The sequence below is a fragment of the Thermofilum adornatum genome (genome assembly GCF_000446015.1).
GTDB classification, from domain to species: Archaea; Thermoproteota; Thermoprotei; order Thermofilales; family Thermofilaceae; genus Thermofilum; species Thermofilum adornatum.
On record NC_022093.1, the window covers coordinates 237,908 to 262,908 of the forward strand.

The 25,001-nt window shown below is 43.6% G+C and carries 31 protein-coding genes; 12 read left to right on the forward strand and 19 right to left on the reverse strand.

What is annotated here, in order from left to right; translation table 11 throughout:
- Nucleotides 1-89: 89 nt before the first annotated feature.
- The gene (locus tag N186_RS01325; RefSeq protein WP_020961969.1) at nt 90-401 is read left to right on the forward strand and encodes a transcriptional regulator; all 312 of its coding nucleotides are present in this window, start codon (nt 90-92) and stop codon (nt 399-401) included.
- On the opposite strand, the gene N186_RS01330 is transcribed toward N186_RS01325, so the two are convergent.
- From N186_RS01330 to N186_RS01340, 3 genes are read right to left on the reverse strand one after another with little or no spacing between them, the layout of a single operon-like run.
- Entirely contained in the window at nt 385-1,818 is a 1,434-nt protein-coding gene (locus N186_RS01330) for a UbiD family decarboxylase (protein ID WP_148681953.1), read from the reverse strand. The two genes, N186_RS01325 and N186_RS01330, sit on opposite strands and share 17 nt — an antisense overlap.
- Nucleotides 1,819-1,834: 16 nt before the next feature.
- Nucleotides 1,835-2,248, reverse strand: coding sequence for a DUF2153 domain-containing protein (locus tag N186_RS01335; protein WP_240366744.1), 414 nt, complete (start codon nt 2,246-2,248; stop codon nt 1,835-1,837).
- A gap of 45 nt (nt 2,249-2,293) precedes the next feature.
- Nucleotides 2,294-3,829: an AMP phosphorylase gene (locus N186_RS01340; RefSeq protein WP_020961972.1), complete on the reverse strand. Its 1,536-nt coding sequence runs from the start codon at nt 3,827-3,829 to the stop codon at nt 2,294-2,296.
- 103 nt (nt 3,830-3,932) lie between these two features.
- Between N186_RS01340 and N186_RS01345 the strand changes: the two genes are divergently transcribed.
- The 4 genes from N186_RS01345 to N186_RS09900 all read left to right on the forward strand — a co-directional run bounded on the left by N186_RS01345 (nt 3,933) and on the right by N186_RS09900 (nt 6,867).
- Nucleotides 3,933-5,777: an aldehyde ferredoxin oxidoreductase family protein gene (locus N186_RS01345; protein ID WP_020961973.1), complete on the forward strand. Its 1,845-nt coding sequence runs from the start codon at nt 3,933-3,935 to the stop codon at nt 5,775-5,777.
- A 5-nt stretch (nt 5,778-5,782) separates the two neighbouring features.
- Entirely contained in the window at nt 5,783-6,019 is a 237-nt protein-coding gene (locus N186_RS01350) for a MoaD/ThiS family protein (protein WP_020961974.1), read from the forward strand.
- A gap of 37 nt (nt 6,020-6,056) precedes the next feature.
- Complete coding sequence (locus N186_RS01355; RefSeq protein ID WP_020961975.1) at nt 6,057-6,467, forward strand: hypothetical protein; 411 nt, start codon at nt 6,057-6,059, stop codon at nt 6,465-6,467.
- A gap of 76 nt (nt 6,468-6,543) precedes the next feature.
- Nucleotides 6,544-6,867 carry a YkgJ family cysteine cluster protein gene (locus tag N186_RS09900; RefSeq protein WP_020961976.1) on the forward strand — a complete coding sequence of 108 codons (324 nt, stop codon included), beginning with the start codon at nt 6,544-6,546 and terminating at the stop codon, nt 6,865-6,867.
- On the opposite strand, the gene N186_RS01365 is transcribed toward N186_RS09900, so the two are convergent.
- Nucleotides 6,854-7,534: a DUF120 domain-containing protein gene (locus tag N186_RS01365; protein WP_020961977.1), complete on the reverse strand. Its 681-nt coding sequence runs from the start codon at nt 7,532-7,534 to the stop codon at nt 6,854-6,856. The genes N186_RS09900 and N186_RS01365 overlap by 14 nt on opposite strands.
- Nucleotides 7,535-7,589: 55 nt before the next feature.
- A complete protein-coding gene (locus N186_RS01370; RefSeq protein ID WP_020961978.1) occupies nt 7,590-7,994 on the reverse strand; it encodes a hypothetical protein in 405 nt (134 codons plus the stop codon).
- An 88-nt stretch (nt 7,995-8,082) separates the two neighbouring features.
- Between N186_RS01370 and N186_RS01375 the strand changes: the two genes are divergently transcribed.
- Entirely contained in the window at nt 8,083-8,649 is a 567-nt protein-coding gene (locus N186_RS01375; RefSeq protein ID WP_052885494.1) for an archaemetzincin family Zn-dependent metalloprotease, read from the forward strand.
- A gap of 8 nt (nt 8,650-8,657) precedes the next feature.
- Here N186_RS01375 and N186_RS01380 read toward each other — a convergent pair whose 3' ends face one another.
- On the reverse strand, nt 8,658-9,395 hold the full coding sequence (locus tag N186_RS01380; protein ID WP_020961980.1) for a 5-formyltetrahydrofolate cyclo-ligase: 738 nt from the start codon (nt 9,393-9,395) through the stop codon (nt 8,658-8,660).
- A 127-nt stretch (nt 9,396-9,522) separates the two neighbouring features.
- Here N186_RS01380 and N186_RS01385 point away from each other — a divergent pair, with 127 nt between their 5' ends.
- Nucleotides 9,523-9,771 (forward strand): ribbon-helix-helix domain-containing protein, encoded by a 249-nt coding sequence (locus tag N186_RS01385; protein WP_052887056.1) that lies wholly within the window; start codon nt 9,523-9,525, stop codon nt 9,769-9,771.
- A gap of 33 nt (nt 9,772-9,804) precedes the next feature.
- On the opposite strand, the gene metG is transcribed toward N186_RS01385, so the two are convergent.
- Nucleotides 9,805-10,131, reverse strand: coding sequence for a methionine--tRNA ligase subunit beta (gene metG, locus N186_RS01390; protein WP_020961982.1), 327 nt, complete (start codon nt 10,129-10,131; stop codon nt 9,805-9,807).
- A 69-nt stretch (nt 10,132-10,200) separates the two neighbouring features.
- On the opposite strand from metG, the gene N186_RS01395 reads away from it, so the two are divergent.
- Both N186_RS01395 and N186_RS01400 read left to right on the forward strand, forming a co-directional pair.
- Entirely contained in the window at nt 10,201-10,509 is a 309-nt protein-coding gene (locus N186_RS01395) for a winged helix DNA-binding protein (protein ID WP_187147036.1), read from the forward strand.
- Between the two features lie 38 nt (nt 10,510-10,547).
- A complete protein-coding gene (locus tag N186_RS01400; RefSeq protein ID WP_020961984.1) occupies nt 10,548-11,123 on the forward strand; it encodes a cysteine hydrolase family protein in 576 nt (191 codons plus the stop codon).
- 36 nt (nt 11,124-11,159) lie between these two features.
- On the opposite strand, the gene xerA is transcribed toward N186_RS01400, so the two are convergent.
- The 7 genes from xerA to eno form a co-directional block, all read right to left on the reverse strand.
- Complete coding sequence (xerA, locus tag N186_RS01405; protein ID WP_020961985.1) at nt 11,160-12,047, reverse strand: site-specific tyrosine recombinase/integron integrase; 888 nt, start codon at nt 12,045-12,047, stop codon at nt 11,160-11,162.
- Nucleotide 12,048: 1 nt separating this feature from the next.
- Nucleotides 12,049-12,519: a bifunctional nuclease family protein gene (locus N186_RS01410; protein ID WP_020961986.1), complete on the reverse strand. Its 471-nt coding sequence runs from the start codon at nt 12,517-12,519 to the stop codon at nt 12,049-12,051.
- Nucleotides 12,516-13,175, reverse strand: a complete 660-nt coding sequence (locus N186_RS01415) for a hypothetical protein (protein ID WP_020961987.1) — start codon at nt 13,173-13,175, stop codon at nt 12,516-12,518. Before N186_RS01415 ends, N186_RS01410 begins: the two co-directional genes overlap by 4 nt.
- A gap of 271 nt (nt 13,176-13,446) precedes the next feature.
- On the reverse strand, nt 13,447-14,139 hold the full coding sequence (locus tag N186_RS01420) for an acetate--CoA ligase family protein (RefSeq protein WP_148681955.1): 693 nt from the start codon (nt 14,137-14,139) through the stop codon (nt 13,447-13,449).
- A 5-nt stretch (nt 14,140-14,144) separates the two neighbouring features.
- Complete coding sequence (locus N186_RS01425; protein WP_240366745.1) at nt 14,145-15,386, reverse strand: DegT/DnrJ/EryC1/StrS family aminotransferase; 1,242 nt, start codon at nt 15,384-15,386, stop codon at nt 14,145-14,147.
- A gap of 89 nt (nt 15,387-15,475) precedes the next feature.
- The gene (locus N186_RS01430) at nt 15,476-16,276 is read right to left on the reverse strand and encodes an HD domain-containing protein (RefSeq protein WP_020961990.1); all 801 of its coding nucleotides are present in this window, start codon (nt 16,274-16,276) and stop codon (nt 15,476-15,478) included.
- 61 nt (nt 16,277-16,337) lie between these two features.
- Complete coding sequence (gene eno, locus N186_RS01435; RefSeq protein WP_052885614.1) at nt 16,338-17,630, reverse strand: phosphopyruvate hydratase; 1,293 nt, start codon at nt 17,628-17,630, stop codon at nt 16,338-16,340.
- 141 nt (nt 17,631-17,771) lie between these two features.
- Between eno and N186_RS01440 the strand changes: the two genes are divergently transcribed.
- Nucleotides 17,772-18,536: a nucleotidyltransferase family protein gene (locus N186_RS01440; protein WP_020961992.1), complete on the forward strand. Its 765-nt coding sequence runs from the start codon at nt 17,772-17,774 to the stop codon at nt 18,534-18,536.
- Here the strand turns inward: N186_RS01440 and N186_RS01445 are convergent.
- From N186_RS01445 to N186_RS01460, 4 genes are all read right to left on the reverse strand, one after another.
- Nucleotides 18,490-19,656: an NAD(P)/FAD-dependent oxidoreductase gene (locus N186_RS01445; RefSeq protein ID WP_052885496.1), complete on the reverse strand. Its 1,167-nt coding sequence runs from the start codon at nt 19,654-19,656 to the stop codon at nt 18,490-18,492. The two genes, N186_RS01440 and N186_RS01445, sit on opposite strands and share 47 nt — an antisense overlap.
- Nucleotides 19,657-19,684: 28 nt before the next feature.
- Nucleotides 19,685-20,050 (reverse strand): PadR family transcriptional regulator, encoded by a 366-nt coding sequence (locus tag N186_RS01450; protein ID WP_020961994.1) that lies wholly within the window; start codon nt 20,048-20,050, stop codon nt 19,685-19,687.
- A 61-nt stretch (nt 20,051-20,111) separates the two neighbouring features.
- Nucleotides 20,112-20,768 carry a class I SAM-dependent methyltransferase gene (locus tag N186_RS01455; RefSeq protein ID WP_148681956.1) on the reverse strand — a complete coding sequence of 219 codons (657 nt, stop codon included), beginning with the start codon at nt 20,766-20,768 and terminating at the stop codon, nt 20,112-20,114.
- Nucleotides 20,765-21,643, reverse strand: a complete 879-nt coding sequence (locus N186_RS01460) for a polyprenyl synthetase family protein (RefSeq protein WP_020961996.1) — start codon at nt 21,641-21,643, stop codon at nt 20,765-20,767. The genes N186_RS01455 and N186_RS01460 overlap by 4 nt, the downstream gene beginning before the upstream one ends.
- Before the next feature lie 61 nt (nt 21,644-21,704).
- On the opposite strand from N186_RS01460, the gene N186_RS01465 reads away from it, so the two are divergent.
- Both N186_RS01465 and N186_RS01470 read left to right on the forward strand, forming a co-directional pair.
- Nucleotides 21,705-22,499: a TatD family hydrolase gene (locus N186_RS01465; protein WP_020961997.1), complete on the forward strand. Its 795-nt coding sequence runs from the start codon at nt 21,705-21,707 to the stop codon at nt 22,497-22,499.
- Between the two features lie 38 nt (nt 22,500-22,537).
- On the forward strand, nt 22,538-24,049 hold the full coding sequence (locus N186_RS01470) for an acetyl-CoA carboxylase biotin carboxylase subunit (protein WP_020961998.1): 1,512 nt from the start codon (nt 22,538-22,540) through the stop codon (nt 24,047-24,049).
- Here the strand turns inward: N186_RS01470 and speE are convergent, their stop codons facing one another.
- Nucleotides 24,050-24,964 (reverse strand): polyamine aminopropyltransferase, encoded by a 915-nt coding sequence (speE, locus tag N186_RS01475; protein ID WP_020961999.1) that lies wholly within the window; start codon nt 24,962-24,964, stop codon nt 24,050-24,052. It abuts the gene before it with no gap.
- Nucleotides 24,965-25,001: the final 37 nt, after the last annotated feature.

The window sequence follows — 25,001 nt, forward strand, 5'->3', positions numbered from 1 at the left end:
AGTTTTCCCATAGGTAACTTCAATCGGAAGAGACCAACCTATGGAAATGTTTTTATTTGACAGTGTCATAGGTAATTCCTAGATGCAAGGTGTCTAGGTTTAAGGCTCCATGCGAGGAAATTAGCAAAGAATGGTTGCCAGCTGTTAGAGGTCTCCTGGTCGAGTACCTTTATCGTGAGGAAAAAAAGTCGCAGGCTCAGATAGCAAAGTTGCTTGGAATCAGTCAGTCAAGTGTAAGTAGATATCTGAACGAGCAAAGAGGAGTGTATAGGGGGAAATTTGAGAATATACCTGGCTTCTCGGAGAAAATAAAAGAAATCATCAAAGAGGTTGAGGCTGGAAAGTTGAGGGGCGGGGAGGCTCTCTGCCTTATATGTCGCTATGTCAGGTCGACTGTTTAGCAAGCTTGTCAAGAATCTCGCCGAAGATTTTAAGGCTTCTGGACGTTGGTTCAAGGTACGAGTCTACGCTTTCGGGTTTTTCACCTTCTTTTTGGCTTGTCGCAAAGATTATTAGACTTCCTCTTCCACTTCTTCTCGGGAAGGTTTCATAGTCTTGCTGAGGTATTTTTATGACGTCTTTGTCTGGGTCAACGTTTTCAATGATTGTCTTGAGGAGCTGGAGGTGATTGTGTATGTTTGTGTTTGGTCCAACAAGAATAATCGTGTCTGTATATGGGTTTAGGGTTTTTGAAAGAGAGAGAAGATTTATACCTGTATTAATTAGTTTTTCCCTTTTGAATGTGTTAACTTTTGCCACCACGGTTCTAAACGCGTCGTTGCCGAGAAATGTTAGGTCTATTACATTTGGAAGCAGGTTTTTGTAGTTAAGTAGGAATATTTTCTCAACGAGCCTAAACAGCTCTGCTATGTCGCTTTGTGTCGGATGAATTGTTGAGTAGTATATTATTGGATTGCTTTCCATCAGGATCTTTTTAGCATGAATGACTGGCATTGGTGTCCCACCTAGTATGTCTCCATTTTCGTAGAGCATTTTTCCTTCTGGGCGCTCGTCTCCTGGGACAATCTCGCCTATAACAGTTGTTTGGAACGAAAAGGGGACGTATATGTTGTCTTCTAGCTTGGTCGTTGCTAGTTTGGTTTCAGAAATCACGCCAGCGAGCAGTAGTTTTTCTGTAAAGGACAGCCAGGAGAGAAATGCTGGAGGATATATACTTGCTGGTGCTCCAAGAACAACAGCAATCTTTAAGGGTTTTCCTCGCCTTGATGCTTCCTCTATTAAGTGTTGTATTCTGGAATTCCTGGGTACGTGTAGCAACATTGTTTTTTCGTCTACTACTTGAACCCTTTGAACTGTAATTTCCGTCTCGTCTATGCTATCCAAAGTGGCGATTATAAGTGGATTGGTCATTACAGGATACTCCTCTTGAGAACTGTGCTTTAATGCCGGAATTAATGTGAGGTCTAGGTCGTAGCCTTGGAGAACCCTAATCGTGGAGCTTTGGAACTCTTTTACATCTGGATAGTAGTCTGCTATCCACGCTAGGGATGCAAGTAGATGAAGTTTGTCTTTCTGAATAGGGGAGAGAGGTTCAATTAGGCTTACCACTCTCGATGCCCGATTTATTATTTGTTCCTCGGACCCGGCGTTGAGAGCTAAATGGATTTTCTTGTAAAATACGTTCGTCAGAACTCTGGGTGTTTTTCCTGAGACTTTGCTGTATAGTAGAGCATGGTCAAAATGCTTCGCAAGCTCAATGGATAGCCATGGTATCTCGAAGTCTGGCGAAACTTCATTATTTATTTCGAGGAGTTTTCCTCTCTGGAAGAAGGCCATTAATAAATCGCTTATAGTCAAATGTTTCACCGGCAGATTAGTAGCTTACGCGGAATCTTTCTTCAACTCTCTGTTGTTGCTCTCTTGGGACAAAGAATAGTGGGTTTATTTTACCCGTCTCGGAGAGGTTTAGCAACATGTCTCTGAAGGCAGCAGTGTGTTTGATGTCTAGCTCTAGTAGTTTCTTGAGGATTTCCCAGACGTTCTTTTGGACTTCTAGCAACATTTCTCGGGGCATATGTCCCACGATGAATGGGTCCTGGAGCCATTTGTCGAAAGCTTCGATTGTCTTTATCATGTGGTTAAAGGCCGTCCTCGTGGCAAGTATTAGTTCCAGTCTATCTGAAGTTTCAAGGTCTTTTTCCATGCTTGTTACAGTGTCGAGGAACGTTTTCTGCGCTTCTATCCAGTTTGTCAAGTTGTTTGCAAAGAGTTTTACGAATTCGCTCAAATAATTCACCATGCTCTTTGTAGATTTTCTGTCTTAAAAGCTTGTTTATCTTTCGAGGGGCACTAGTCTGGTTGGCTGGTATTGTATTTTCTCTAATAGCATTCTTCTTCCAGCTGTTCTACCCACGAGGATGGGTGTGTTTTCTTCTATGAGCTTCTCGACGAGTTGTAGCTTTGCACTGCTCGATGAATAGATAGTTATAAGTGGTTGTCCTTTCTTGACCTTCTCTCCGAGTTTTACGTGAATATATACTCCTGCCCCTTTGTCTATCGGCGCTCCAGCTGTTTTGCCAAGGGTTGCAAGGAAAGAGTTGTCAATATAGTAGACGAAGCCCGAGTCGTTTGCATGCAAGGTATATGTCTTGTCGCCGAGAGTTATGTCTTCTGGCTGTATGTTTGGATCCCCTCCTTGTGCCTCGATGATTTCGCGAAGCTTCTTTTCAGCTTTTCCACTCTTCAAAGCCTCTATCGCCATCTCGTAGCCGTCTTTTTCGCCAACCATTTCCAAGAGTGTGCCTGCAAGGCTTGCAGCTTTGTCTACAAGATCTGGAGGGTTAAGAGTTTTTAATGCTTGAAGTGCTTCTCTTGCCTCCAAGGCTGGTCCTATCGCATGCCCAATGGGTTCCTCTGCATATGTGGCCACTGTCTGGAGATTCATGTTTAGCATTTTCGCTATCTCGTGGAAGCTTTGTGAGATTCTTCGTGCCTCCTCGAGTGTCTTTACCTTTGTTCCTCTCCCAGTAGGGATGTCTAAAACAATGTGTGTAGACCCGACGGCTAGCTTTTTTGCAAGGATGGATGGTATAAAGAAGGGGTCTATTCCCAAAGGGTATTCAACCCTTATTATGATGTCGTCTGCTGGCGCCAGATTCAGAGAACCACCCCACACGATGCACCCGTTAGTTTTGTGTATTATTTCCTCGATTTCCTCTATCGAGAAGGTCACTGGTGCTAAAACCTCCATCCTGTCTGCTGTTCCAGCTGCCGAGGTTATTGCCCTTGAGGAAGTTTTTGGTATGGTGTATCCTAGAGAGGCAATTATTGGAACAACTAAAAGACTGGTCTTGTCTCCTGGCACTCCTCCCAAACTATGCTTGTCAAGTATTGGCTTCTTTTTAAGGTTTAGTGTTTGCCCCGTATTTACCATGGAGATTGTGAAGTCATAGATCTCGGAGGGAACCATTCCCTGGAAGTGAACTGCTGTAACGAATGCCGCTAGTTCTAGCTCGCTTAGTTTTCCCTCGACAATATCTTTAACCAGGAGATAGATTTCGTCAGACTCAAGTTTTAGGCCTTGGAGTTTTTTCCTTATTATCTGGAGGGAAAGTGGTGGGCTTGTTGCCTCTACCTCGACTTCGTCTCCTTCGGATATGCCTAAGACCCTCGCCAGGTTTGTATAAATTCCTATGGAGTCGATTGGGAAATCCTTTGCCGTATTGACGATCGCTGTTAATGAACGCCCGTTAAACCTGACAATTACGCGATCCCCTAGCTTGACGTCAAGCTTCTTTGCTACATTATGGTCAAGTATAACAGTAAAATTCGCCGATTCAAATGGAAGCAAGCGAGTTTTCAGCTTCATGGGTAGCCACCGCAAGGAAAGGGAATTTTATTATCCACAAGGTAATATATTAACTTTTCCCTCTAAAAATAATTTAAATACAAGAGTTGCAAATTAGTAATGTATGACAACAAAAGGTTGGTGGGGGAAGCTTTTATGGATTGACCTTTCCCGCAGAGAGGCGAAACAGGTAGAAATCGACAAAAACCTTCTATCAAGCTACGTTGGCGGGAGGGGGCTGGCTGTCAGGCTCCTATGGGACTATACGCGCCCCGGGATCGACCCACTTTCACCCGAGAACCTCCTTATTGTAGCTATAGGACCCATTACTGGCTTGCCTGGACCCAGCACTGGAAAAGTTGTCGTTGCAGCGAAAAGCCCGTTGACACATGGCTATGGCGATGGTAATCTAGGCTCAAGGACGGCTGTAATGCTCAAGAAGGCTGGGTTTGATGCAGTAGTTTTCTCTGGCAAATCCGAGAAGCCTTCCTATGTCTATATCGAGAACGAGAAAGTAGAAATAAACAATGCAGATGACTTATGGGGTCTAGATACATTTACTGCTGAGAAAAGGCTCCTGGAGAGACATGGCAAGGATGCCGGCGTTCTCCTCATTGGCCCTTCGGGAGAGCGAAAGGTAAAGATGGCGACTATAATCTCTCAGATGGGTAGAAGCGGCGGCAGGCCGGGAATTGGAGCCGTAATGGGTAGCAAAAACTTGAAGGCGATAGTTGTACGTGGCACTAGAGACCCGCCAGTAGACGACCTCAAATCATTGAGGGAGACAGCGGCCAAAGCCTATATTGAGGCCAAAAACAAGCCGGCATATCCCTTCTGGATAAGACAGGGAACGATGGCTACGATCCAATGGTCCCAAGAGAACAGCGTCCTGCCCACCTACAACTTTAGTGAGGGAGTCTTCGACGAGAGTAGCGGTATAGATGGCTTCACAATGGAAAAGATGAAAGTCTCGCAGAGGGGTTGCCCCAACTGTAACTCTATTTGTGGAAACGTTGTACTGGACGCTAGCGGCGAAGAGTCCGAGCTTGACTATGAAAACGTTGCAATGCTTGGCTCCAATATTGGGCTTGGAGATCTGAAAAAGGTAGCCCAGCTTAACAGGTTAGCCGATATGTGGGGTATAGACACGATTGGATTGGGTTCAGCCATCGGCTTTGCGATCGAGGCTTCTCAGAAGGGATTTATAAATGAAAAGATGGAATGGGGAGACTTTCCGAAAATTCTGGAACTAGCTGAGGACATAGCATTGAGGAGGACAAAGCTTGGTGACGACCTGGCAGAAGGACTGGTACATGCCTCCAGCGTTTATGGATGCGAGGAATGCGCTATTCACGTTAAGGGTCTAAGCGTCAGTGCATACGACTGCCACGCCGCTCCTGGTATGGCGCTTTCATATGGCGTTAGTAGCGTGGGTGCACATCATAAAGATGCATGGGTTATATCGTGGGAGGTCTCTCATGGAAGGTTTGCCTATTCTCCGGAAAAAGCCAAAAAGGTTCTTGAGTTGCAGAAGATACGAGGCGGATTTTTCGAGAACATAGTGGCATGCAGACTGCCCTGGGTAGAGCTCGGCCTAGAGCTGGACTGGTATGTAAAGCTGTTTAACTTTGCTACAGGCCTAAGGTGGAGGCTTGACGATCACATGGTAGTAGCCGAAAGGACTCTGACTCTTATAAGAAGCTACTGGGTACGAGAATACCACGCAGAAGGCAGGACATGGAATAGGAAAATGGATTATCCCCCAATCAAATGGTTCACAAGGCCTTACACGCGTGGACCACTTAAGGGGGCAAGGCTAGACCCACAAAAATACGACGAACTCTTAGGGTACTATTATGAGCTTCTGGGCTGGGACCATAGAGGTATTCCTAGAGCCTCGACTCTGAGAAGGCTTGGGCTTGGCGACGTAGAGAGCACCCTTGGAAAAATAATTGAATTAACGAACTGAGTCACATGGGCTCTGGGCAAGTAAAAATAGTATTTTTTGGCTTTTTAATCGACTTTTTCAAGGGACGCGAACATATCTTTGAGGTAGATTCGCCCGTTAAAATAAGAGACCTGCTAAGAAAAATTTCTCCAAATTTTAATTTTGAAGTAGTTGTCGTCGTAAATGACTACCCAGCCACGATGGATTCTTATGCTAGACCAGGCGACATTGTAAAGGTTTTTCCACACATTGGTGGAGGGTAACCGAAAACTTTACCTTTTTTACTCCGCTAAAAAAGTTATGACATGCGTATCCGAGGATTTTTTGGCAAGAATCATCAGCATCCTATATCAGAAACTAACTCTCTCAGCTGGCCAAATAGCGATTGCCAGTAGAGTCTTAGCTCAGGAAGCCTTTGAAGAAAAGGCAAAGGAAGGAAAAAGGAGCCTAGATGAAGCCATAAGGCTAGCTACCCATTATTTGGGTGTGTCAGCCGAGTACTCGAAGGAAAACGACGCGCTTAAAATATCGATAAGCCCAAAACAAAACGTTTGTCCCTTGCAAGAAATATGTCCACTGCCCTTCTTTTACTCGGAAGCCATAAATCTCTTGAGCGAGTGGAAAAGCTACCCGATTAGAAGTTCCAATAACAAGTTAGTGGAGACTTCAAGTGGCAAGTGCTTTTTCCAGCTGAGACTATATGGAGACTAGCTCTAGAAAAACTCCTATCATTCACAGGCCTTGGCTTTACTGTTTCAAGTGTGGCTTATGTTGCCATTCTACAGAGATGATACTTTTAGAAAGTGATTTAAAACGCATATCCCAATATACTGGCCTAGATCCCGAAGAATTCAGTGTGAAGAAAGGCAGGTTCCGCGTCTTAAAAAATGTTGATGGAAGATGTTTCTTTTATGACCAAAAGAATGGAACATGTAGAATTTATGCCGCGCGGCCTATAGGGTGTAGCCTCTATCCCTTGGTCTTATCGGAGGATGGCCATGTAGAGGTTGACGATTACTGTCCTCTCAGCAGACTTATTCCTAGTTATGAAAAGAGAAAAGCAAAGTTATTAGGAGGTGAGATACTTAGGGAGCTATTCAGCCGAGGATAGTAACCTCAACTGTGTCGCCATCTTTCAAGTGAAGCTCGTCACGGAGGCGTACAGGGGCAATTAATTCGAGTATTTCGTCTCCGTGCTTTGTTTTATCAATATCCAGGGCTCCGCCACTTATCGATACTCCGTTCCCCATGATTATAGCCTTGTAGACTGTCACTCCTCCATATTCTTCCCTATTTGTTTTGTATGGATTAATCCTGAAACCAATTTTCTTTTCACGAAGAGTTTGCCTCAAAGGAATATCTTCCTCAACAAGCCTAATATTAAGCGTGCCTGGATATGGCTCAAATCCTAGTATCTCCTTAAATGCTTCAACATACATGGGTATGCTCATATAGATTGCTCCCTCCCCCAGACCTGGCACTACTTGTCCTCTAAGAACCGTTGCGTTCGCATAGTTAAGGACTCTTCTCAGGTCATCGTAGACTCTCGAGAGGAGGTCGCGACCCCTCTGTGTTATAGCAAAGTATACTCGTCTGCCAAAATATTTTTTCTCAATGTAGCCCTCCTCTTCAGCAATGTCGAGCAGTTTACGCAGTTTCCAAGGGGTAGTACCCATACTCTTAAGTATCTCCACCTTGCTTATCCTTTTTGGGCCTGACAAACAACTCCGCTTTGCGAGCTCGATTAAAAGGGGGAGCACTTCATACTCGTTAGACATATGGTGCTTTCGACGTCCATCTATAATAATTTTTTAGTTCAATAGGTAGAGAGCGCTATTTCGGATATGCCATTAGAACGAGAAATTCTCGTTTGTCTGAGTATGTTTTTAGCAATAGTATTATTGTCAAGCATATAATCGTGTAAATTGTAATTATGACCCAAGCATAATTCATTACGAGGTTTAGAAGGAAACTTACACTTGCGAATAAAGGTATAAAGCCTGCAATTTTTCCATTAGTTTTGCTTGAATCGTCCAGCACAATTTCTGCTACATAATACAGGGAAGATACCCCAAAGAATAGGGAGGCTATGACTGGTGGAAGGATTGCTAGAGTCGTGTTTCCCAGAAAAATAAATGGCGAGAAAATAATGTAGCAAATTATCAACAAGTTGATGCTTTTCTCTGCTAGTATAATTGTTGTGTCAAGTATGTCGCTGAATCCTTCGAATGACATCATTTTTAGGAGAACGTAAGCATATTTCTTTTATATGGATAGAAATTTTAGATAATGACTTCTCTTATACAGATGTAGTACGGTGGTGTGAGTGGATGATTATCATGTCAGGATATACGGGGTGAACATTGAAGAAGAAACATTGCTGTGGCTGAAGAGCCGAATCGAGAAAGTACTCAATGTCACAATAACAATAAATACAAAAGACGTAACCCCCGGCTTTGTCCTTAAATTTCTAGACGAGGAGCGGGACCAGATAGATGCCGAACTACTAATAGAGGCCTTAATGGAAAAGATTGGAGTTGCTCCAACCCAGCGTGTCCTGGTAATTATTGCGGCAGATGGCTACGTTGAGGGTTTGAACTTTGTTTTCGGGGTTGCCAAAAACGAGTGGGGAGGCATTGTTTTTACCGAACGATTGAATCCTGCATTTTATGGAGAAGCATACTCGGAGGAGCTGTATAGAATGCGGATTTTAAAAGAAGTTCTCCATGAATTCGGGCACAGTCTGGGCCTGGAACACTGCAGAGAAAACTGCGTAATGAGGTTTAGCAATTCGGTCTACGATGTAGATGCCAAGCCTACTTTCTTTTGCAAAAAATGCCTTGCAAAGCTAAACTTTTCCCATCCTGGGATCATCAGAGCAATTCAATCTTGATTCTTCCTTTAAGAGATTCCAAAAAGTTTTCTAAGTATACCCGTAGATTTTATAAAATCTATTGGTAACATTTCCCAGAAGATTCCAGGCGGTTTCTTATACTTGCCACTGCTGACCCTTATTAGTCCTGATGGAGAGGCTATCATATCTACTGGGACATCGTGAATAAGCATAGGTATGGGCTCATTTATTATCTGGGTGTCGTGGACAAGAGTAACTATAGGTGTAGCCGCCGTTATTGAGTATGTTTCTCGAAGAATAGCATATTCAAGGTCATACAAACCGTCTCCTCGGCCAAGACGAGCTCCATCATTATTAACAGCGACACTGCCTAAAACGACAAGGTCTATCTTTATGTTTTCGAGGAACGGTATTTTTTCTCCTCTCCTAACAGCCCCCTTCATTGAAGAGACATATCTAATTTCGGATGCCTTAAATACTGCTGGATCTAGCAGAATATATCCTCTTAGCCCCGGGATAGAGATAACTAGTTTTTTGCCATGCCTGAGTGCTTCTTCCCTGAGGAGTCTTGTTGAGACGTCTGGGGTCGTATATATCGTGGTTGCCGTCCTAAACGCCTCCGTCTTTATTATTCTCTGTGTGGCGCTGTGGAGACCTACGAATCCAGGTATTTTGCCGTAGCAGGGCCGAGGGGCAGTCACGACTTCCATAGATTCCATCTTGCTCCATATCATTCTTCTGAGAGCTGCTTTTTTCTCGAAAGCTTCCCTGTTCATGCTAGACATTTTAATCCTCTATGTTTTTATGGAGATAGAAATTAACGTTTTTGTTTTGTTATTTTAATTTGTCCTACAAACATCATGCTGGCTTCATTTGAACAGGTTATTAACGTAGTAAGCTACAATGATACTGATGACGCAAAGACCAGAAATGTCTAAAAGCTTCTATATAACGGAAAGAGGAGACTATACATCAATAACAAAGATAGTAAGCGTGAAGCTTCCAGTGGGCTTGATAGACGCTTTGGACGAGTTGATCCAGAGAGGATACTTCCAGAATAGGAGCGATGCAATAAGAGAAGCCATTAGGAAACTTTTGACGAACTACCGTGAGCTCGACAGCCAAAAAATTAGTAGTGGCTTGATGATAGGCCTACGATAGAAAAACAAGTTTTCTTTTTCTATTTTGATCTTTTCATGATACTTTTGAGCCTACTTTTACTTCCTTGTCTGGTACAAGTAGCACTGGCTTGTCGTCTTCTACTGCAGCCAGCAACATTCCCTGCGAGATGAAGCCCATTATTGTCCTCGGCTGGAGGTTGGCTAGGACTACTACTTCTTTCCCTACAAGTTCTTCTGGCTTATAGTACTGTGCAATACCTGCGACGATTTGGCGTTGCTCTGTTCCAAGGTCCACCTTGAGGAGTAAAAGCTTGTCGCTACGCTTGATTGGTTCAGCGGATAGTATTTTTCCAACCCTGATGTCTAGTTTTTGAAAGTCGTTGATTGTTATTTGTGACATATTGTTTTAAGCGAGCTGGGGGTTAATTTTTATTTCTGGGGTTTTCGTATATATGTATAGGTGTTGGTCTTGAGTAGTAGTCAAGGCATTGACAGGGACAAGAGAATAATATTTACAGAGGCCGATTTGATCCTCCTATGTCTACTGGATGGGGAGAAAAAGATAACTGATTTACGGCCGCAGACAGGTCTATCGACGACGTCTATCTATAACAACGTTAAAAGGTTGCTTGACTTGGGCCTGATAGAGGATGATAGGAAGGGAAGTCCAGGAAACAGAATACTCAAGCTGACGGACAAGGGTTATAGGGTGGCTAGGCTACTGAAGATCCTGAAAGACGAGCTAACTCCCAAAGAGGTTGAGTTAAGGCCAGAGTAGAAAAGACATAAATAAGCCAAAGTTCAGAATTTCTATTGATGCCGGAATATGCAGTTCTTGTAGTTGACATGTTAGAAGAGTTTGTTAGGGGCAGGTTGCGTGCTGAAAACGCTGAAAAAATTGTGGAACCCATTAGGAAACTTGTTGCATTTGCACGCGAAAAAGGCATACCAGTCATTTATACTATTGATCAGCATTATCCCGAGATAGACTACGAGTTTAGGCTTTGGGGGCCGCATGCCGTGAGGGGTTCAGCAGAGGCAAAGATTATTTCGGAGCTCGCCCCTCGGGAAAACGAATACATTGTGGCTAAAAGGCGGTATGATGCTTTCATGTTTACAGACTTGGACATGTTGCTCAGAGAGCTAGGAGTCAAAAATCTTATTGTTACAGGTATACATACTCATGTCTGTGTATTGCAGACTGTGATGGGGGCTTTCTATAGGGGATACACGGTGATTGTTCCAGAGGAATGTGTCGCCGCGTTCGATAGCTATTGGCATAAAGTGGGGCTTGAATACATGAAGAACTATGCAGGTGCACAGATTGTAAAACTGGGCGATTTGATTTCAAGGCTCAATAGCGAACTACAGGAAATGCCTTCAGCTGTATGAGTAGATCCTCCAGTACATGTATAGAGGGTTCGGTTTTTACTCCTTATTTGTGTCTTTGAGTATTTTTTCCCAGATGCTTTCGTAGTCCTTTCTTAGTCTCTCTCTTGACACGTGTGTATAGATCTGTGTTGTATTCAGACTTGAATGTCCTAGAAGCTCCTGTATCTCCCTAATATCTAGACCTGAGGCCAGGCTTAGAGTTGCAAAGGTATGTCTCAGTACGTGTGGGGTAACACGCTTAGTTATGCCAGCCTTCTTCTTTAAACGTTTAAGGATTCTTTCCACAGTTGTATAGTGTATATGGTCGGACGCCTCAGAGGGAAAAAGCCACTCACTGTTTTTAATGCTTTCTAGGTGTTCCTTTAGTATTGGGAGGACAAACTCGGGAAAATAGACTATTCTTTCTTTTGCACCTTTGCCTCTAACCCTAATGGACCTTTTTTCGATGTCTATGTCCGTCAGTCTCAGCGAGACAAGCTCGTTAATTCTAAGACCTGTTGTGAAGAGTAGCAAGACGATTAATCGGTCCCTCGGATTTTCCGCTACATCGACTAGCTTAAATACTTCTTCTACTTCTAGGTATTTTGGCAACCTTTTTTCCCTCCTAGGAAGTTCGAAACCAGCCAAGTTATCACTCAAGCCTAAAAACTCTAGGAACCTCTTTACAGCAACTGCCGCGGTGTAGATGCTGTCTTTTTTCCAACCCTTTGATCTTAGAGTTGCCAGGAAAAAGTCAATATCGTAAACAGTGACCTGGCTAACGTGCCTGTCACCTAGAAACTCGACAAATTCTTGTAGGATGCTTTTAAATGTTTTAATTGTTCTCTCGGATCTATTCCTAGCTATTAGGTGGGAAATGTAGAGCTCGATTAGCTCCTTGTTGTCCCGAGCAAGGATAGAAGAATTTGTTTTTTCTGTTGGCATGTTATATTCCTATCTCCTCCATGCTTCTTGCATACTTCTCAAGATGCTCGGCGACAAATATGGGTGCGCCTGTCCTTACAGCTATTGCAATACCGTCGCTTGGTCGTGTGTCAATGTTTATTTCTTCTGTTTTGCCGTTTATCTCTCTTTTCAAGACAAGTGTTGCGGTATAAACTGAATTGTCTAGGAGAGCGTCGATAGAGACTTTTTCGACTTCGACTCCTAGTGCATCGAGAATAGAGACTATTAGGTCATGTGTGAGTGGCCTCTCGTACTTGAGACCTGACAGTGCGCTCTGTATAGAAAAACCCTCACTCTCACCTATCACGATGGGTAGTGCTTTGTCTTTCCACTTGGGGGTTTCCAATAGAAGAAGAAAAACTGTTTGCTCTCCACCAGTCTCTGCGACCTTCACGGGGTAGATGCCTGCTATTTCAGCCTTGAGATATCTGATTTCTTGTTTTTCACTCAAAATGGCTCCCCCCTCTGGCTTTCAAAAAACAATGGGTTTAGTCTAACAATCACGAGATTTCCCCTGTAAGCACTTAATTCCTTGACTTTTTTCGTTATCTCATTTAGAACAAAGGCGGGGTTCTCTTTCAAAAACCGGATTGCTTCTGCCGGATCCTGGGAGGAGAGTATTTTGAAGATAATCTCCTTTACAACTGTTTCTGCGAGTAGCCCAGTGAAACAAACCTCTCCATGCCTGATTAGCGATCCTATGGCATATCTTTTAAACCATTCATACAATTCGGGTATAGAGGGAAGCACGCCTTGAACCTTCTTCTCGACTTCTTCGTTTATCTTAGAGCTTTCGTCCTCCTTTACTGCTAGCTTTACTCGTTGTTTCCATTTCAAGGACCACACTTCGAGCCACTCGGAAAGCATGTCGTTTAAAACTAGTGGCTGGTTTTGATAGATATATTGTATCGCTACGAGTGTTTCTTCTTCATAGTTCTCGTCGAAGATAAAGTCTCTTGTAACTGCTACGTAATTAATAAAGTCGGAGTAAGCAATGCTGAATAAGTATTCCGCTTCTTGTTCAGACAAATCAGTAAAATACTTGTAGAGGGAAGACTTAAGTATCGATTTGATCTCGTTTTCTGTATTTTCAGGGATCCAGTACATTTAGACCCACTTTGAATATCTCTGTATACTTAAGTCACATGCTTGATTTAAAGTTTAACCCTGCCTTTTCTGGCTCTTTCCTATTTCCTATATATAGAATCATGGATGGGGTTGTCAGGTTCTTGGATAGGGTTTCAGTCGCGAGAAGACTCTTCATATGTTCAAGAGACCGTCGTCTCATCACCGATCTTGAAGCATAATTATCGTATTTTAATTTTTTCCTGGCAATTCAAAGAAGAGGAAAAATCTATAACAAATCATCCGAAGTAGCTTATTTTAATGCGAATCTGGCATCTGCAATTTTTACCCATTCAGACGATACAAAGGTTGGATTTAGATCCATCTCTTTTATGTATTTAGCGTTTTCAGCAAACATTTGGGAGGCTTTGCTTAGGACTTCTGCCAATAGCTTTATGTTAGCCTTTGGGAGTCCCCGATAGCCTTCGAGTATCTGATATCCCTTTATCTTTAGAATTAGTTCTTGGGCTTGCGCTATGGTTATGGGGGCAATGTCAAAGACCACGTCTTTTAGTATTTCGACAAATATTCCTCCTAGGCCGAATGCTACAACAGGACCAAATTGCTCATCATTTAATCCTCCGATAATTACCTCGTGCGCGTTTGAGACCTGTTCTTGTACTATGTATCCCCTGATCTTGACTGCTGGGTTCTTTTCCAGTATTTTTTGTCTCATTTGTGATATTGCAGTTTTGAGTTCATCCAAGCTTCTTATGTTTGCTTTGACGGCTCCCAGCTCTGTCTTATGAACAATGTCGGGCGAGTCTGCCTTCAGAACTACTGGGAAAGACAAGTCTCTTATGTCTTTGATTTCATCTCCTTCTTTGATATAAATATATCTTGCTAAAGGGAGACCATATGATTCAATGACTTCGAAGGCTTCGAGTAGAGACAAATGTTTTCTGTTTTCTGCAAGCGCCGCTTTAAAAATTTCTTCAGGGTTCATTTTTGTCACCGTTTATAATATGTCAAGACCTTTTTTATAGCATTTGCTGTGTCAATGGCATCCTCTTCGGTCATGCCTGGAAGCGTTGGCAATGTAATAACACTTCGGGCTACCTGTTCGGCTATTGGAGAAGACCCCTTTTTGTAAGTGATTTGTTTCCCGTAGAAGGGACACAGCCATGGACAGCCTTTGCCATAACCTGTTAGCCTTTGGAAAAGTGGGTTCTCATAGATTACTCTTGGGTATACGACCTGCACCAAGACATTTTCAGCCTTGAGAGCTTCTATGATTCTGTCCCTGTTTACACGTAGCTTGTCCAGATTTAATAGAACTTGGAAAATGTGCCATGTATGCTTCACATAGGGTTTCAAGACCGGTAGCTTTAACAGGTCACCGTTTAAGCTTGAAAGCTCGTCCATGTATATTTGTGCTATTTTCTCCCTAGCGGCGTTCAACTCGCCTATTCTCCTTAACTGGCCGAGGCCTAAAGCTGCTTGGAGCTCGGTCATGCGGTAGTTCCAGCCGAGAATAGTGTGATAGTATTTAGATTCTTGTCCTTGGTCGACAAACATCTTGGCGTAGCGATATAGTTCTTCTTTGTCTGTAGTTACCATGCCACCTTCTCCAGTAGTCATGTTCTTTGTCTGGTAAAAGCTAAATGCGTTTATGTCTCCAAAGGTTCCAACTTTTCTGCCTCTATATTCGCTTCCAATGGCTTGGGCACAGTCCTCTATGACATATAGGTTGTGTTCCCGAGCTATCTTCAGTATCTCATCCATCTCCGCGGGATAACCAGCTAAGTGGACTACGAGTATGGCTTTTGTCCTCGGTGTTATCTTCTCTTCTATTGTCGCGGGGTCTAGATTTAGGCTATCCTTTTCTATGTCGGCAAACACTGGGACAGCATTATTGTGCAGGATTGATGTGGCTGTAGCTATGAAGCTGAAGGGGGTCGTAATAACTTCGTCTCCTGGACCAATGTTAAGGCTTGCCACTGCAGTATGTAGCGAAGCAGTCCCATTAATCGTTGCAACGGCATGTCTTACGCCTAGGTACCTAGCAAACTCTTCCTCGAAAAGTTTAACATATTTTCCAATGGAGGATACAAGTCTCCCTGAATCCAGCACGTCAAGAACTAGCTGTTTTTCTTCATCAGTTAATTTGGGAAAATACTCTTTAAAAGAAGGCCTTACCGGCTTGCCTCCTTCAATTGCTGGAAGCTCCATGTTTACCTCGCTAAAAAACATGACACTCGTAATTAACTCTTTTTATGGTTCTTCCTAGAAGCGAAGCACAGAAAAGCGCGCGCTATGTCTGGCCCTAAATTGCAAAAAATCTACGTAGCTACGCTGAATACTTTGTTATTTTTGGAGTCAAAGATATCTATTCTAACCATTCCTTTCAGTTTACCGCTTTCAAGCTTGGGGAGAAGCACCCTCTCTACTTGGAAGAATCCAGCCATGTCTCCCAGAAACACCTCTACAACGATTGGTACTGTTTCGTCGCAGGTTAGCTGGACACGTTTCACATTGAGAGCTGACAAGGAATGCATATCTACCTTTCCCATTTTGTATGGAAGCCTTGCTCTGCCCTCAGACATGTCTAGACCGTCTGCTAGCTTTACGATGCTAGCCTCAAGGGTTAGAGGCTTAGTCTCCATTTCGGTGGAAAAAATTGCGGAGAGAATTTCTTGCCTTAGGAAGTAGCGCCGCGGGCCTATGTTTGGAAACATGCTTTGGATTATCCTGTCAACTATGTCTTTTGCTAACAAGCTACCTATGGCTTCATGATACTCCCTGTGTATCGAGTTGCCTATGTCGTGCAGGTAGCTTGCCATTACGAGTATAAATTTTACTTCGTCTAGATTTTTGGCTGTTCCCTGCTTTAGGGTTGTTAGCTCGACGTTTTTCTTCAAGAGGAGGCCTAGTATTTCTAGTGAGGTTCCAGCTACGATTTTTGCGTGGACGGGTCCATGATCATTGTAGCCGAGTCTACCGACGGCATTTATATTACTCATTTCAAGGAGAGCTTTTACTTCCTCGTCTTTCTCAATTATGTTTACAAGCTCACCTACAAAAGGGTCATATTGTTTCCATTTCTCAATCAATTCCTTCGAAATAACAGACACATTACACATAGCGTTCCAACTTCATCTTGGTACTAGCTAAAAAACTTTGTTTTAGGTTTACGAAAAGAGTCTAGCGTTTATAGTGTTTAAAGGCTCCTAGACCAGGATACTTGGCCCTTGTGCCGAGATATTCCTCTATCCTGAGAAGTTCATTGTATTTGGCTGTTCTCTCGCCTCTTGCTGGCGCACCTGTCTTGATCTGTCCAGTGTTCAATGCGACTGCGATGTGGGAAATTGTCGTGTCTTCTGTTTCACCGCTCCTATGGCTAACGACGACAGAGTACCCGTTGCTTATTGCAAGCCTAGCAGCTTCAAGTGCTTCGGTCAATGTGCCAATCTGGTTTACCTTTAGTAGCAAGGCGTTGGCCGATTTGTTTTCTATTCCTCTACGTAGTCTCTCGACATTTGTTACGAAGATGTCGTCTCCTATAACTTGAGTCTTGAGGGTTCTTGTTATGATGGAGAAGCCTTCAAAGTCTTCTTCGTGTAATGGGTCTTCTATGGATACGATGGGATATTCTTCTACAAGCTTTTCGTAGAGTTCAATCATTTTTTCCCTTGATAGTTCCTGGCCATCAATTATGTAAAGGCTTCTTTTTTCGTCGTAAAACTCTGAGGCAGCTGCGTCTATTGCAAGCGCTACGTCTTTTCCAGGCTCGTATCCTGCATTCCTAATAGCATTTATGAGGGCATCTAGCGCTTCGCGTGTATTCTTCATCGGGGGTGAAAAACCACCTTCGTCTCCAATGTTTATGGCTTGTGGACCATATTTGTCTTTTAGGTAAGCCTTGAGGGAGTGGTAGACTTCGCTTCCTATTCTTAGAGCTTCACTGAATGTTTTTGCGCCGACTGGTGCTATGAGAAACTCTTGTATCTTCAGCTCATTGCCGGCGTGTTTTCCTCCGTTAATAATGTTCATTAGTGGAACAGGCATTGTATATGCATTCATTCCGCCTAGATACTGGAAGAGTGGAAGCGAATAAGTGTCTGCCGCTGCATGTGCCACTGCCAGCGACACGGATAAGATTGCGTTTGCTCCTAGCCTAGACTTGTTTGGAGTGCCGTCCATCTGTAACATTTTCCCGTCAATGTCTTCTTGTCTCCTAGAATCCATGCCTAGCAGTTCAGGCGCGATGATCTTGTTGACGTTTTCTACTGCTTTTAGGACCCCTTTACCGTGGAAGGCTTTACCTCCGTCTCGAAGTTCTAGGGCTTCATGTGTTCCAGTCGACGCTCCAGAGGGGACTATGGCTTTGCCGTAGCCCCGGGCAATTGTCAGAACCTCTGTTTCGACCGTTGGGTTTCCCCTAGAGTCGAGGACCCACCTTGCTTTTATAGATGCAATCGAAAATTCGTCTTCCAAGTCGTACAACATAGCTATCAAGAAGATAAGGCCTAACTTGTCTATTTATTAAGCCTATTACTGTCTCTTATTAATCTAGATGTTAGCCGGATTTTGAAAAACAGGGCAAAAAATAAAAATAAGAATAACCATGTTATATGTATGAGCACCAAAGAAAAAACTGTTGGAGTTGTTCTTTGCGGAGGAGAGGGAAAGAGGCTTAGACCCTTAACATATTATTTTCAAAAAGCAATGATTCCCGTAGGAGCACAACAGAAGCCTCTTCTAGAATATATTGTGAGACTGCTTTCATATCACGGACTAAAGAAACTTGTCCTGCTTGTGGGCTATAAGGGTCAACAAATTGTGAACTATTTTGACAATGGGGAGAGATATGGCGTAGAGATCTCATATGTATGGGACAACCCCGCATATGGCGGGAACGGCGGCGCCCTCTACAATGCTTATGAACAGGGACACTTCAACAATGCAGAAAACGTACTCGTATATTATGGCGACATACTATCAGACATAAACATCGCGGATTTCTTGGCTTTCCACGAAAAAAATCAATTCACAGCAACCCTCGCATTGTCTACTAATTACAGGGTTGCTGTCGGAGTAGCCGAAGTCAAGGGAGAAAGAGTAGTAAATCTAGTCGAGAAGCCCCCGCTTGGAAAGCCTGTCACAATTGGACTTGTCGTTTTCAGGAGAAACTCTTTTGAATATCTGAGAGAGCTTATAGAAACAAAGAAAGAAGTCGACATTATGGGCGACTTTATAAGAGTCCTATTAAATAGGGGCCTGAGCATTGGAGGATACATAACGGACGCCTTCTGGTTTGATCTCGGAACAACCGAGGCATACGAGAAACTTGACCCTAACGAGGTTGATAGGAGGTTTTCCTTCCTTTTCCAGAAAAAATAATTTTTTCCATGAAGGTTTCTTCTCCCTTTATTATCTTCGTTAACAAATCCTCAGGGAAAAATCTCGTAGCCACGGGGGCTACCTCCCAGTGATCATACAGAAAGTCTACCAGTGCTCTGTATTTTCTCCCAATGGCCAGGATTTTTCCGATCTCATTCCATGCCCTTTCGCGGTAAACGTCTAGATTTTCAAGCCAGATGCTTTCAGCTGCCAATACGCCTAGAGCCATTGCCGTGAAAATCCCGCCGCCGTTGATGGGGTTTACGGCGCCCAACGCGTCTCCGACAAACAGTGTTCTGCCTATTACTGGAGTTGAATAGAACCCGGTAACTGGGATCCATCTGCTTCTTGGGGGTTCTAGGGGCTTTGCGTCTCTGAGGTAGCTACTGTTAAAAACCTTTATAAACTTCTCAAGGAAAACCACGGGAGTGATGTTTCCTTTTATATAGTTGCCCCTTATTCCTATGCCGACATTTGCCATACCATTGCCTATTGGAATAATCCATGCATATCCTCCTGGGGTATCCTTGGAAGAATACATGTAGATATCACTTTGGGGAAAATTTGGAACCTCCATTTTTAGGTTTATTCCCAGTGCATAGTCTATGGGGTCGAGTGCTGTATTGTCGCCTAGAAGCCTCCTAGTTAGCGAGGGGAAGCCATCAGCGGCAACTATGTAGTCTGCCTGGATCTCTCTGCCCTTGCGAGTCTTGACTAGGTAGCCTTTTTCAAGTTGTTTTATTGCTACGACGTCGTCTCCTGTTACAACGTTTGCGTTCTCTATGAGTTTGTTTACCATTTCTTTCCTGCTAATGGTAAAGCCGCCAATTTTGAGGTGGTATTTTCTGTAGCGTTCAAACTCTAGGAATATTCTTTTTATTATGTTTGTTTTCTCGGTGTAGCCTATATATTCAAACGCTTTTTTAACCGATGGGTATTTGGAAATAAAAGTTATTTCTGAGGGCTCGGGGAGGAATTCTCCGCATACTGCTGGTTCTTCTGGAGTTTTCTTTCTTTCGATGCCGATTGCACTTATCCCAAGCTCATTGAGCCTTTTAAGGGCGGCAGCTCCGGATGGGCCTAAGCCTATGACAACTGCCTTATAAGATTCATGAGACATTTGCCGTGCCCTCTTCGGGGAGTAGGCTTTATGGCAGGCAGACTTTTTCTCTTCCAATTATCTTTATGGCTGTCTGTATAACGTTTAACGAGTTTTCTAGTACCTCTTTCAGGAATTCTAGCCCCTGCGGGGTTAAGGAGTATACTCTTTTGTCTCGTGATCCTGCTTCTTTTGAGACTAGGAAGCCTGCTTTCTCAAGGCTTTTAAGGAACGGATAGATCTGTGATGGACCGACGGGAACGCCTATCATTTGTTCAAGTCTCCGCATAAGCTCGTAGCCGTGTTTGTCGCCCTCGGCGAGAAGTATCAATGTGTACAGCTTTACAATGGTGTTTACCCTTATTTTTTCACGGGTTGTTTGCATTTTTTTGTCCTGGGTAGGCTCTACACTCATAATGAAGCCTAGGTTTTGTTTTTAAAAATTATATATAAAAATTTTTGCTAATTTTGTACTTTTAGGCTGGCAGATAGACTACGCCTAGAGACCCCAGTCCTACAGTGGCGAGAGTTTTTCCGCCTAACTTTTGGAAGAAAGACAGCCTAGGCATGAGCCGTATGGTTGGCATAAGGAGCCGCCACCCTCTCCCTGATCCGCGTGAAGCTAGGTAGCCGAGTAGAGGCGCTATGGCTTGAACATATGCATATAGGAAAGGACGGAACAGAGCTGGTGGATTAAATATTTCAAGCAGTAATACCCCCCTCCTGGCTACCCTTTTCATCTCGCTTAGCCCCCTTGCTTTGTCAAGAAAGTCTCTAAAGCTAAACATTGCGGTGGCATAGTCGACAGATTTTTCTCTTAAGGGCAAATACTCTGCAACCCCGCTTATCCTGTGTAGACGTGGATCGCTACTTTTCGAGGAAAACTTGTGGGCTAGTGGATCCACACATACTACTTCTTCTGCTCTTGTGAGAAATGGAAAAGAGTAGGTGCCGTCTCCACACCCAATGTCTACAATCTTGCCGCTAACACTTCTATAGATTATGTTTCTGAGCTTTTCGTCGAGCCCAAAGCTCATGGCGTGGTTTGCAGGTATATAGGCATTCGATGAAAATAATCTCTCAAGAGTTGTTACTACGTCGCTCCAAAAAGTAGGGTTAAGTCCACGTGTCATAATATCTTTTCCTCTACTTCTTGCAGGATATGCTGAACACTCTCGCCTGCCTCAGACGCAAATTTTTCCATGCTCATAACTGCGAAATCCATGAGTGAAGGGTGTAACTTAATAGAGGCGTCACGGATTTCTGTAAAATATTTTGATACAAGTTCTTTGACATATCTCTTGATTCCTTCTCTTTCTTTTACCTGCATTAAAAGAAGACGCGAGCTCCCACTATCTACATTATTGTTGGCAATGTCAGCATAGTCATCAAGAACTTGGTAGAGCATCCCCAATGACTTGCCGTAAGTTTTCCCTGCCGAAATTAGATCCCTTTTGCCTAGTGCTATTAGTGGAAGGCTACATGAAGCTTCAAAGACAGATGCAGTCTTGTACTCGATTAGCTGTTCGTATGCTACCTGGACTTGTTTTCCTTCGAGTATTCTGGTGTCCCAGAGCTGTCCCAGTGCAGCTTTTCTCCATTGAAGCATGCTTTCGATGACGGCTTCGACTCCTGCCTCTGCCACGAGGGTTATTGCTACTGGGATTATAATGTGAGGGAAAGTTACAGCGTCCTTCAAGCCATACTTTTTCCAGAAGCTCTGTCTGCCTCTCCGCGACTCAGACTCATCAGCTATGTCGTCATGTATTAGGCTGGCCGCGTGCATTAGCTCGATGGAAAAAGCGATTGGGAGAACCTTTTCTATGTCTGACGATAATATTCTTGCAATTAGTAAGGAGAGGCTTCCTCTAATTAGTTTCCCTCCTTGGATGGCGTAGCTTGCTTCTTCGTATACTTCTGGGAAATATCTTTTAATCATTTCAGCTGAGTATTTTGCAAGGGTTTCTCTAAGTGCTAAGTACTCGTCGGTTAGTGAGGCTTTCCACATTCGTGGTCTCTAGAAACATGGATTCGACAAAATTATAAGTTTTATTTTTTTCAAACTGTCTGTGATTGATTCGCATTGTCATTTAACTTATCCTGGACTCGTCGAGAAGTTAGACGAAGTAATTGAAAAAAGCAGAGAAACGTTAAAAGCAATTATAACTGTTGGCTTCCCATTTGAGGGGGAAAAGAGGGAGAGAAAAGAGGTTTTCGAGGGGGCGTTAGCTGCCCTAAGATTGTCTGAGAGGTTTCCCGGCTTCATATTTGTGACGCTTGGTTTGCATCCTACACAAGTCCCTGATATGACAGAGGAGGAAATAGAAGAATATATTGAATTCATTCGTAGAAACAAGGAGAGAATAGTCGGAGTCGGCGAGATAGGTCTTGACAGGTTCTGGATCAAGGACGAGGATACCTACAAGAGAACACTTGAGGTATTTCACAGAATGCTGGAGTTGGCAGAGGAGATAGGCAAGCCCGTTGTTATACATAGTAGGAAGGCTGAAGAAGACGCTGTCGAAGTATTGTTGAGCCACTCTCTTAAGAGTGGCGTTCTTATGCATTCATATACTGGAAACATGACGGCCGCAAAAAAGGCCCTTGACAATGGGTTCTTCTTTAGTGTCAACTACAAGCTTACAAACAATAAGAATATGCGTAAAATAGCGAAAAACTTTCCACTCGAATACTTGCTCACAGAAACCGACTCCCCCTTCTTATCGGAGACAAACGAGGTAAATACCCCGCTCCAGATAAAGTTGATTGTCGAAGAAATATCGAGGCTCCGCGGTTTGAGTTTCAGCGAAGTTGACGAAATTACAACGTCGAACGCTGTTAAATTTTACAAACTTCCCCTATAGCGTTAAGGTTTTTATCCCCAAAGATAAGAAAAGATTCTATGTCTCTTGGTGAGCCCTTAGAAATAAAAAAGGTTCTCGTAGCTAACCGAGGAGAGATAGCTGTTAGGGTTTTCCGTACATGCCGAGACCTCGGTATAAAAACGGTTGCTTTATACAGCGATGCAGACAGGGACGCGCTTCACGTGAAACTTGCAGATGAAAGCTATTACTTGGGTCCGCCTGAGCCCCTTAAAAGCTACCTAGACGTCGAGAAAATAATTTCAGTCGCTAAGAGGGCGCGGGTAGACGCAATACATCCAGGATACGGATTCCTGTCTCAAAACCCTGTTTTCGCGGAGAGGATAATCGAGGAAGGATTTGTATGGATTGGCCCAGACCCAGAGACAATGAGACTAGTCGGCGACAAGCTTGGCGCACGGAGGCTCTTTTCAGGAAAGGGGATCCCAGTTGTTCCAGGAACCCTTGAGCCCGTCAATGATAGAGACGCTGTAAGCATAGCTGAAGAAATAGGCTTCCCGGTAATTGTCAAGCCAGCTGGGGGTGGGGGCGGCATAGGGATGTTTGTTGCCACCTCTCCAGAAAAATTAGACGAGTATCTGAAGCGAGCAGTAGAGCTTGCAAAGTCCTCCTTTGGAAAATACGAAGTCTATATCGAGAAGTATTTTCCCTTGTCTAAGCATATTGAGGTTCAAATCATCGGCGACAAGAATGGACACATTCTTCATTTGCATGAGAGAGAGTGTAGCGTGCAGAGAAGGTACCAGAAAGTCATAGAGGAGGCGCCATCGCCCTCGCTTGATCCACAGGAAAAAGAAAAAATCCTAAAAACAGCACTGGAAGCGGCAAAAGTAGCTAAATACACCAACGCTGGCACCTTTGAGTTTCTCTTCGATACTCAGAGCAGAGGCTTTTTCCTGTTAGAAGTAAACTCTAGAATCCAGGTTGAACATCCCGTGACAGAGCTAATTACAGGTCTAGATATTGTTGAGCTACAGTTACGGGTTGCAAGCGGAGAATCATTAAGCTTGAAGCAGGAGGAAATAGTCGTTAGGGGACATGCAATAGAGGCACGTATATATGCAGAAGACCCCTCTGCAGGCTTTGTCCCTTCACCTGGGAAAATAGAGCACCTGTCTTTGCCCAGCGGTCCATGGATCCGCGTGGATAATGGCATTTATGAGGGCTACGAAGTGCCACCCTACTATGATCCTCTCCTAATGAAGGTTGTATCGTTTGGACTGACCCGTGGACAGGCTATAGCTAGACTAAGAAGGGGGCTCTCCGAGCTTAAAATCTCTGGAATAAAACATAACAAGTTCCTAGTTCTTAGAGTTCTAGAAGACCAGAGATTCCTTGATGCATCTTATACTACAAGGCTCCTAGAGGACCAAAAGTTCTACGAAAACCTACAGAACGAGGATCCACTACCTCCGATTCCTGGAAAATCAAGGACAGAAACTGTTGAAGAAAGGAAAGAGCCAAAAACGAAGGTCGAAAAAGAAAAAGTGAATTTATGGCGTGTAGCCTCGAGAGTAAGATATGAATCCTAGTCAGAGCTCTATCTGGAATGGCTGAGCAACAGTAGATATCTGCTTGTATTGTTGCATCTTTTCTTTCAAGTACCTTGGAAAATGGAACAAGTGATAAAATATTTCTTCGTCTAGGAATTTGAGCCCGAGCCTACCGAGTCTCTCGCTAAGCTCGTTTCTAGGTATGCCGAGGGGATCTCTTGATTTTGAACCCAAGGCGAACCCCCACTCACTGTAAAATGTTGCTACGTGTGCCTTGTATGGCCTCTCAACTGGGAAGACAGAGGCTACAGTGTTATTGATTACTGAAAAAGCATCTATGTTGTATCTTGTAGACGTAGCCTGAGTCACCATGACCCCGTCCTTGGATAGCTTGTCATATATCTCCTCATAGAACTCCTTAGTGTATAGTTGCACGCCTGGCGTTCCTTTAGTGGGGTCAGTCAAGTCTAAAATAATAACATCGAAAGTTTCGGAGGTTTCTTCTAGGTATTTTTTCCCGTCTGCTACTACAACTTCAGCCCTCGGGTCATTGAAACAGTTCTGGTGCCATTTTACCATATACTTTTTAACTATTTCCAGGAGCTCCCCGTCAATGTCTACCATTACAGCTCTTTTAACTGTGGGGTGCTTGAGGACCTCCCGTAGTGTTGCACCTTCTCCGCCACCAATTATCAAGACTTTTTCGGGTTTTGGATGAGTAAGCATTGCTGGGTGTACGAGTGCCTCGTGGTAGACAAATTCGTCGTACTCTGAGCTCTGTGCATAGCCATCTAGGAATAGTGTCAAACCAAAGGAGCCTGTCTCTGCCAAAGTTACACGCTGATATTTTGTGTATCCGTCAAAAATTATTCTTTTGATAGCGTGTATGTGTGCTTCTTGTGAGCTAAGCCACTCAGTGTACCATAAGACCCTGTATCCCTGGGATTCTGCCACAACTAACAATTCTACGTGGAGTTTTTAAACAATGCGT

Bases quoted from the DNA above. Each gene is read 5' to 3' on its own strand.
- N186_RS01340 (WP_020961972.1), bottom strand. From the start codon at position 3,829: ATGAAGCTGAAAACTCGCTTGCTTCCATTTGAATCGGCGAATTTTACT.
- N186_RS01345 (WP_020961973.1), top strand. From the start codon at position 3,933: ATGACAACAAAAGGTTGGTGGGGGAAGCTTTTATGGATTGACCTTTCC.
- N186_RS01350 (WP_020961974.1), top strand. From the start codon at position 5,783: ATGGGCTCTGGGCAAGTAAAAATAGTATTTTTTGGCTTTTTAATCGAC.
- N186_RS01355 (WP_020961975.1), top strand. From the start codon at position 6,057: ATGACATGCGTATCCGAGGATTTTTTGGCAAGAATCATCAGCATCCTA.
- N186_RS09900 (WP_020961976.1), top strand. From the start codon at position 6,544: ATGATACTTTTAGAAAGTGATTTAAAACGCATATCCCAATATACTGGC.
- N186_RS01365 (WP_020961977.1), bottom strand. From the start codon at position 7,534: ATGTCTAACGAGTATGAAGTGCTCCCCCTTTTAATCGAGCTCGCAAAG.
- N186_RS01370 (WP_020961978.1), bottom strand. From the start codon at position 7,994: ATGATGTCATTCGAAGGATTCAGCGACATACTTGACACAACAATTATA.
- N186_RS01380 (WP_020961980.1), bottom strand. From the start codon at position 9,395: ATGTCTAGCATGAACAGGGAAGCTTTCGAGAAAAAAGCAGCTCTCAGA.
- N186_RS01385 (WP_052887056.1), top strand. From the start codon at position 9,523: ATGACGCAAAGACCAGAAATGTCTAAAAGCTTCTATATAACGGAAAGA.
- metG (WP_020961982.1), bottom strand. From the start codon at position 10,131: ATGTCACAAATAACAATCAACGACTTTCAAAAACTAGACATCAGGGTT.
- N186_RS01400 (WP_020961984.1), top strand. From the start codon at position 10,548: ATGCCGGAATATGCAGTTCTTGTAGTTGACATGTTAGAAGAGTTTGTT.
- xerA (WP_020961985.1), bottom strand. From the start codon at position 12,047: ATGCCAACAGAAAAAACAAATTCTTCTATCCTTGCTCGGGACAACAAG.
- N186_RS01415 (WP_020961987.1), bottom strand. From the start codon at position 13,175: ATGTACTGGATCCCTGAAAATACAGAAAACGAGATCAAATCGATACTT.
- N186_RS01420 (WP_148681955.1), bottom strand. From the start codon at position 14,139: ATGAACCCTGAAGAAATTTTTAAAGCGGCGCTTGCAGAAAACAGAAAA.
- N186_RS01425 (WP_240366745.1), bottom strand. From the start codon at position 15,386: ATGTTTTTTAGCGAGGTAAACATGGAGCTTCCAGCAATTGAAGGAGGC.
- N186_RS01430 (WP_020961990.1), bottom strand. From the start codon at position 16,276: ATGTGTAATGTGTCTGTTATTTCGAAGGAATTGATTGAGAAATGGAAA.
- N186_RS01440 (WP_020961992.1), top strand. From the start codon at position 17,772: ATGAGCACCAAAGAAAAAACTGTTGGAGTTGTTCTTTGCGGAGGAGAG.
- N186_RS01445 (WP_052885496.1), bottom strand. From the start codon at position 19,656: ATGTCTCATGAATCTTATAAGGCAGTTGTCATAGGCTTAGGCCCATCC.
- N186_RS01450 (WP_020961994.1), bottom strand. From the start codon at position 20,050: ATGAGTGTAGAGCCTACCCAGGACAAAAAAATGCAAACAACCCGTGAA.
- N186_RS01455 (WP_148681956.1), bottom strand. From the start codon at position 20,768: ATGACACGTGGACTTAACCCTACTTTTTGGAGCGACGTAGTAACAACT.
- N186_RS01460 (WP_020961996.1), bottom strand. From the start codon at position 21,643: ATGTGGAAAGCCTCACTAACCGACGAGTACTTAGCACTTAGAGAAACC.
- N186_RS01470 (WP_020961998.1), top strand. From the start codon at position 22,538: ATGTCTCTTGGTGAGCCCTTAGAAATAAAAAAGGTTCTCGTAGCTAAC.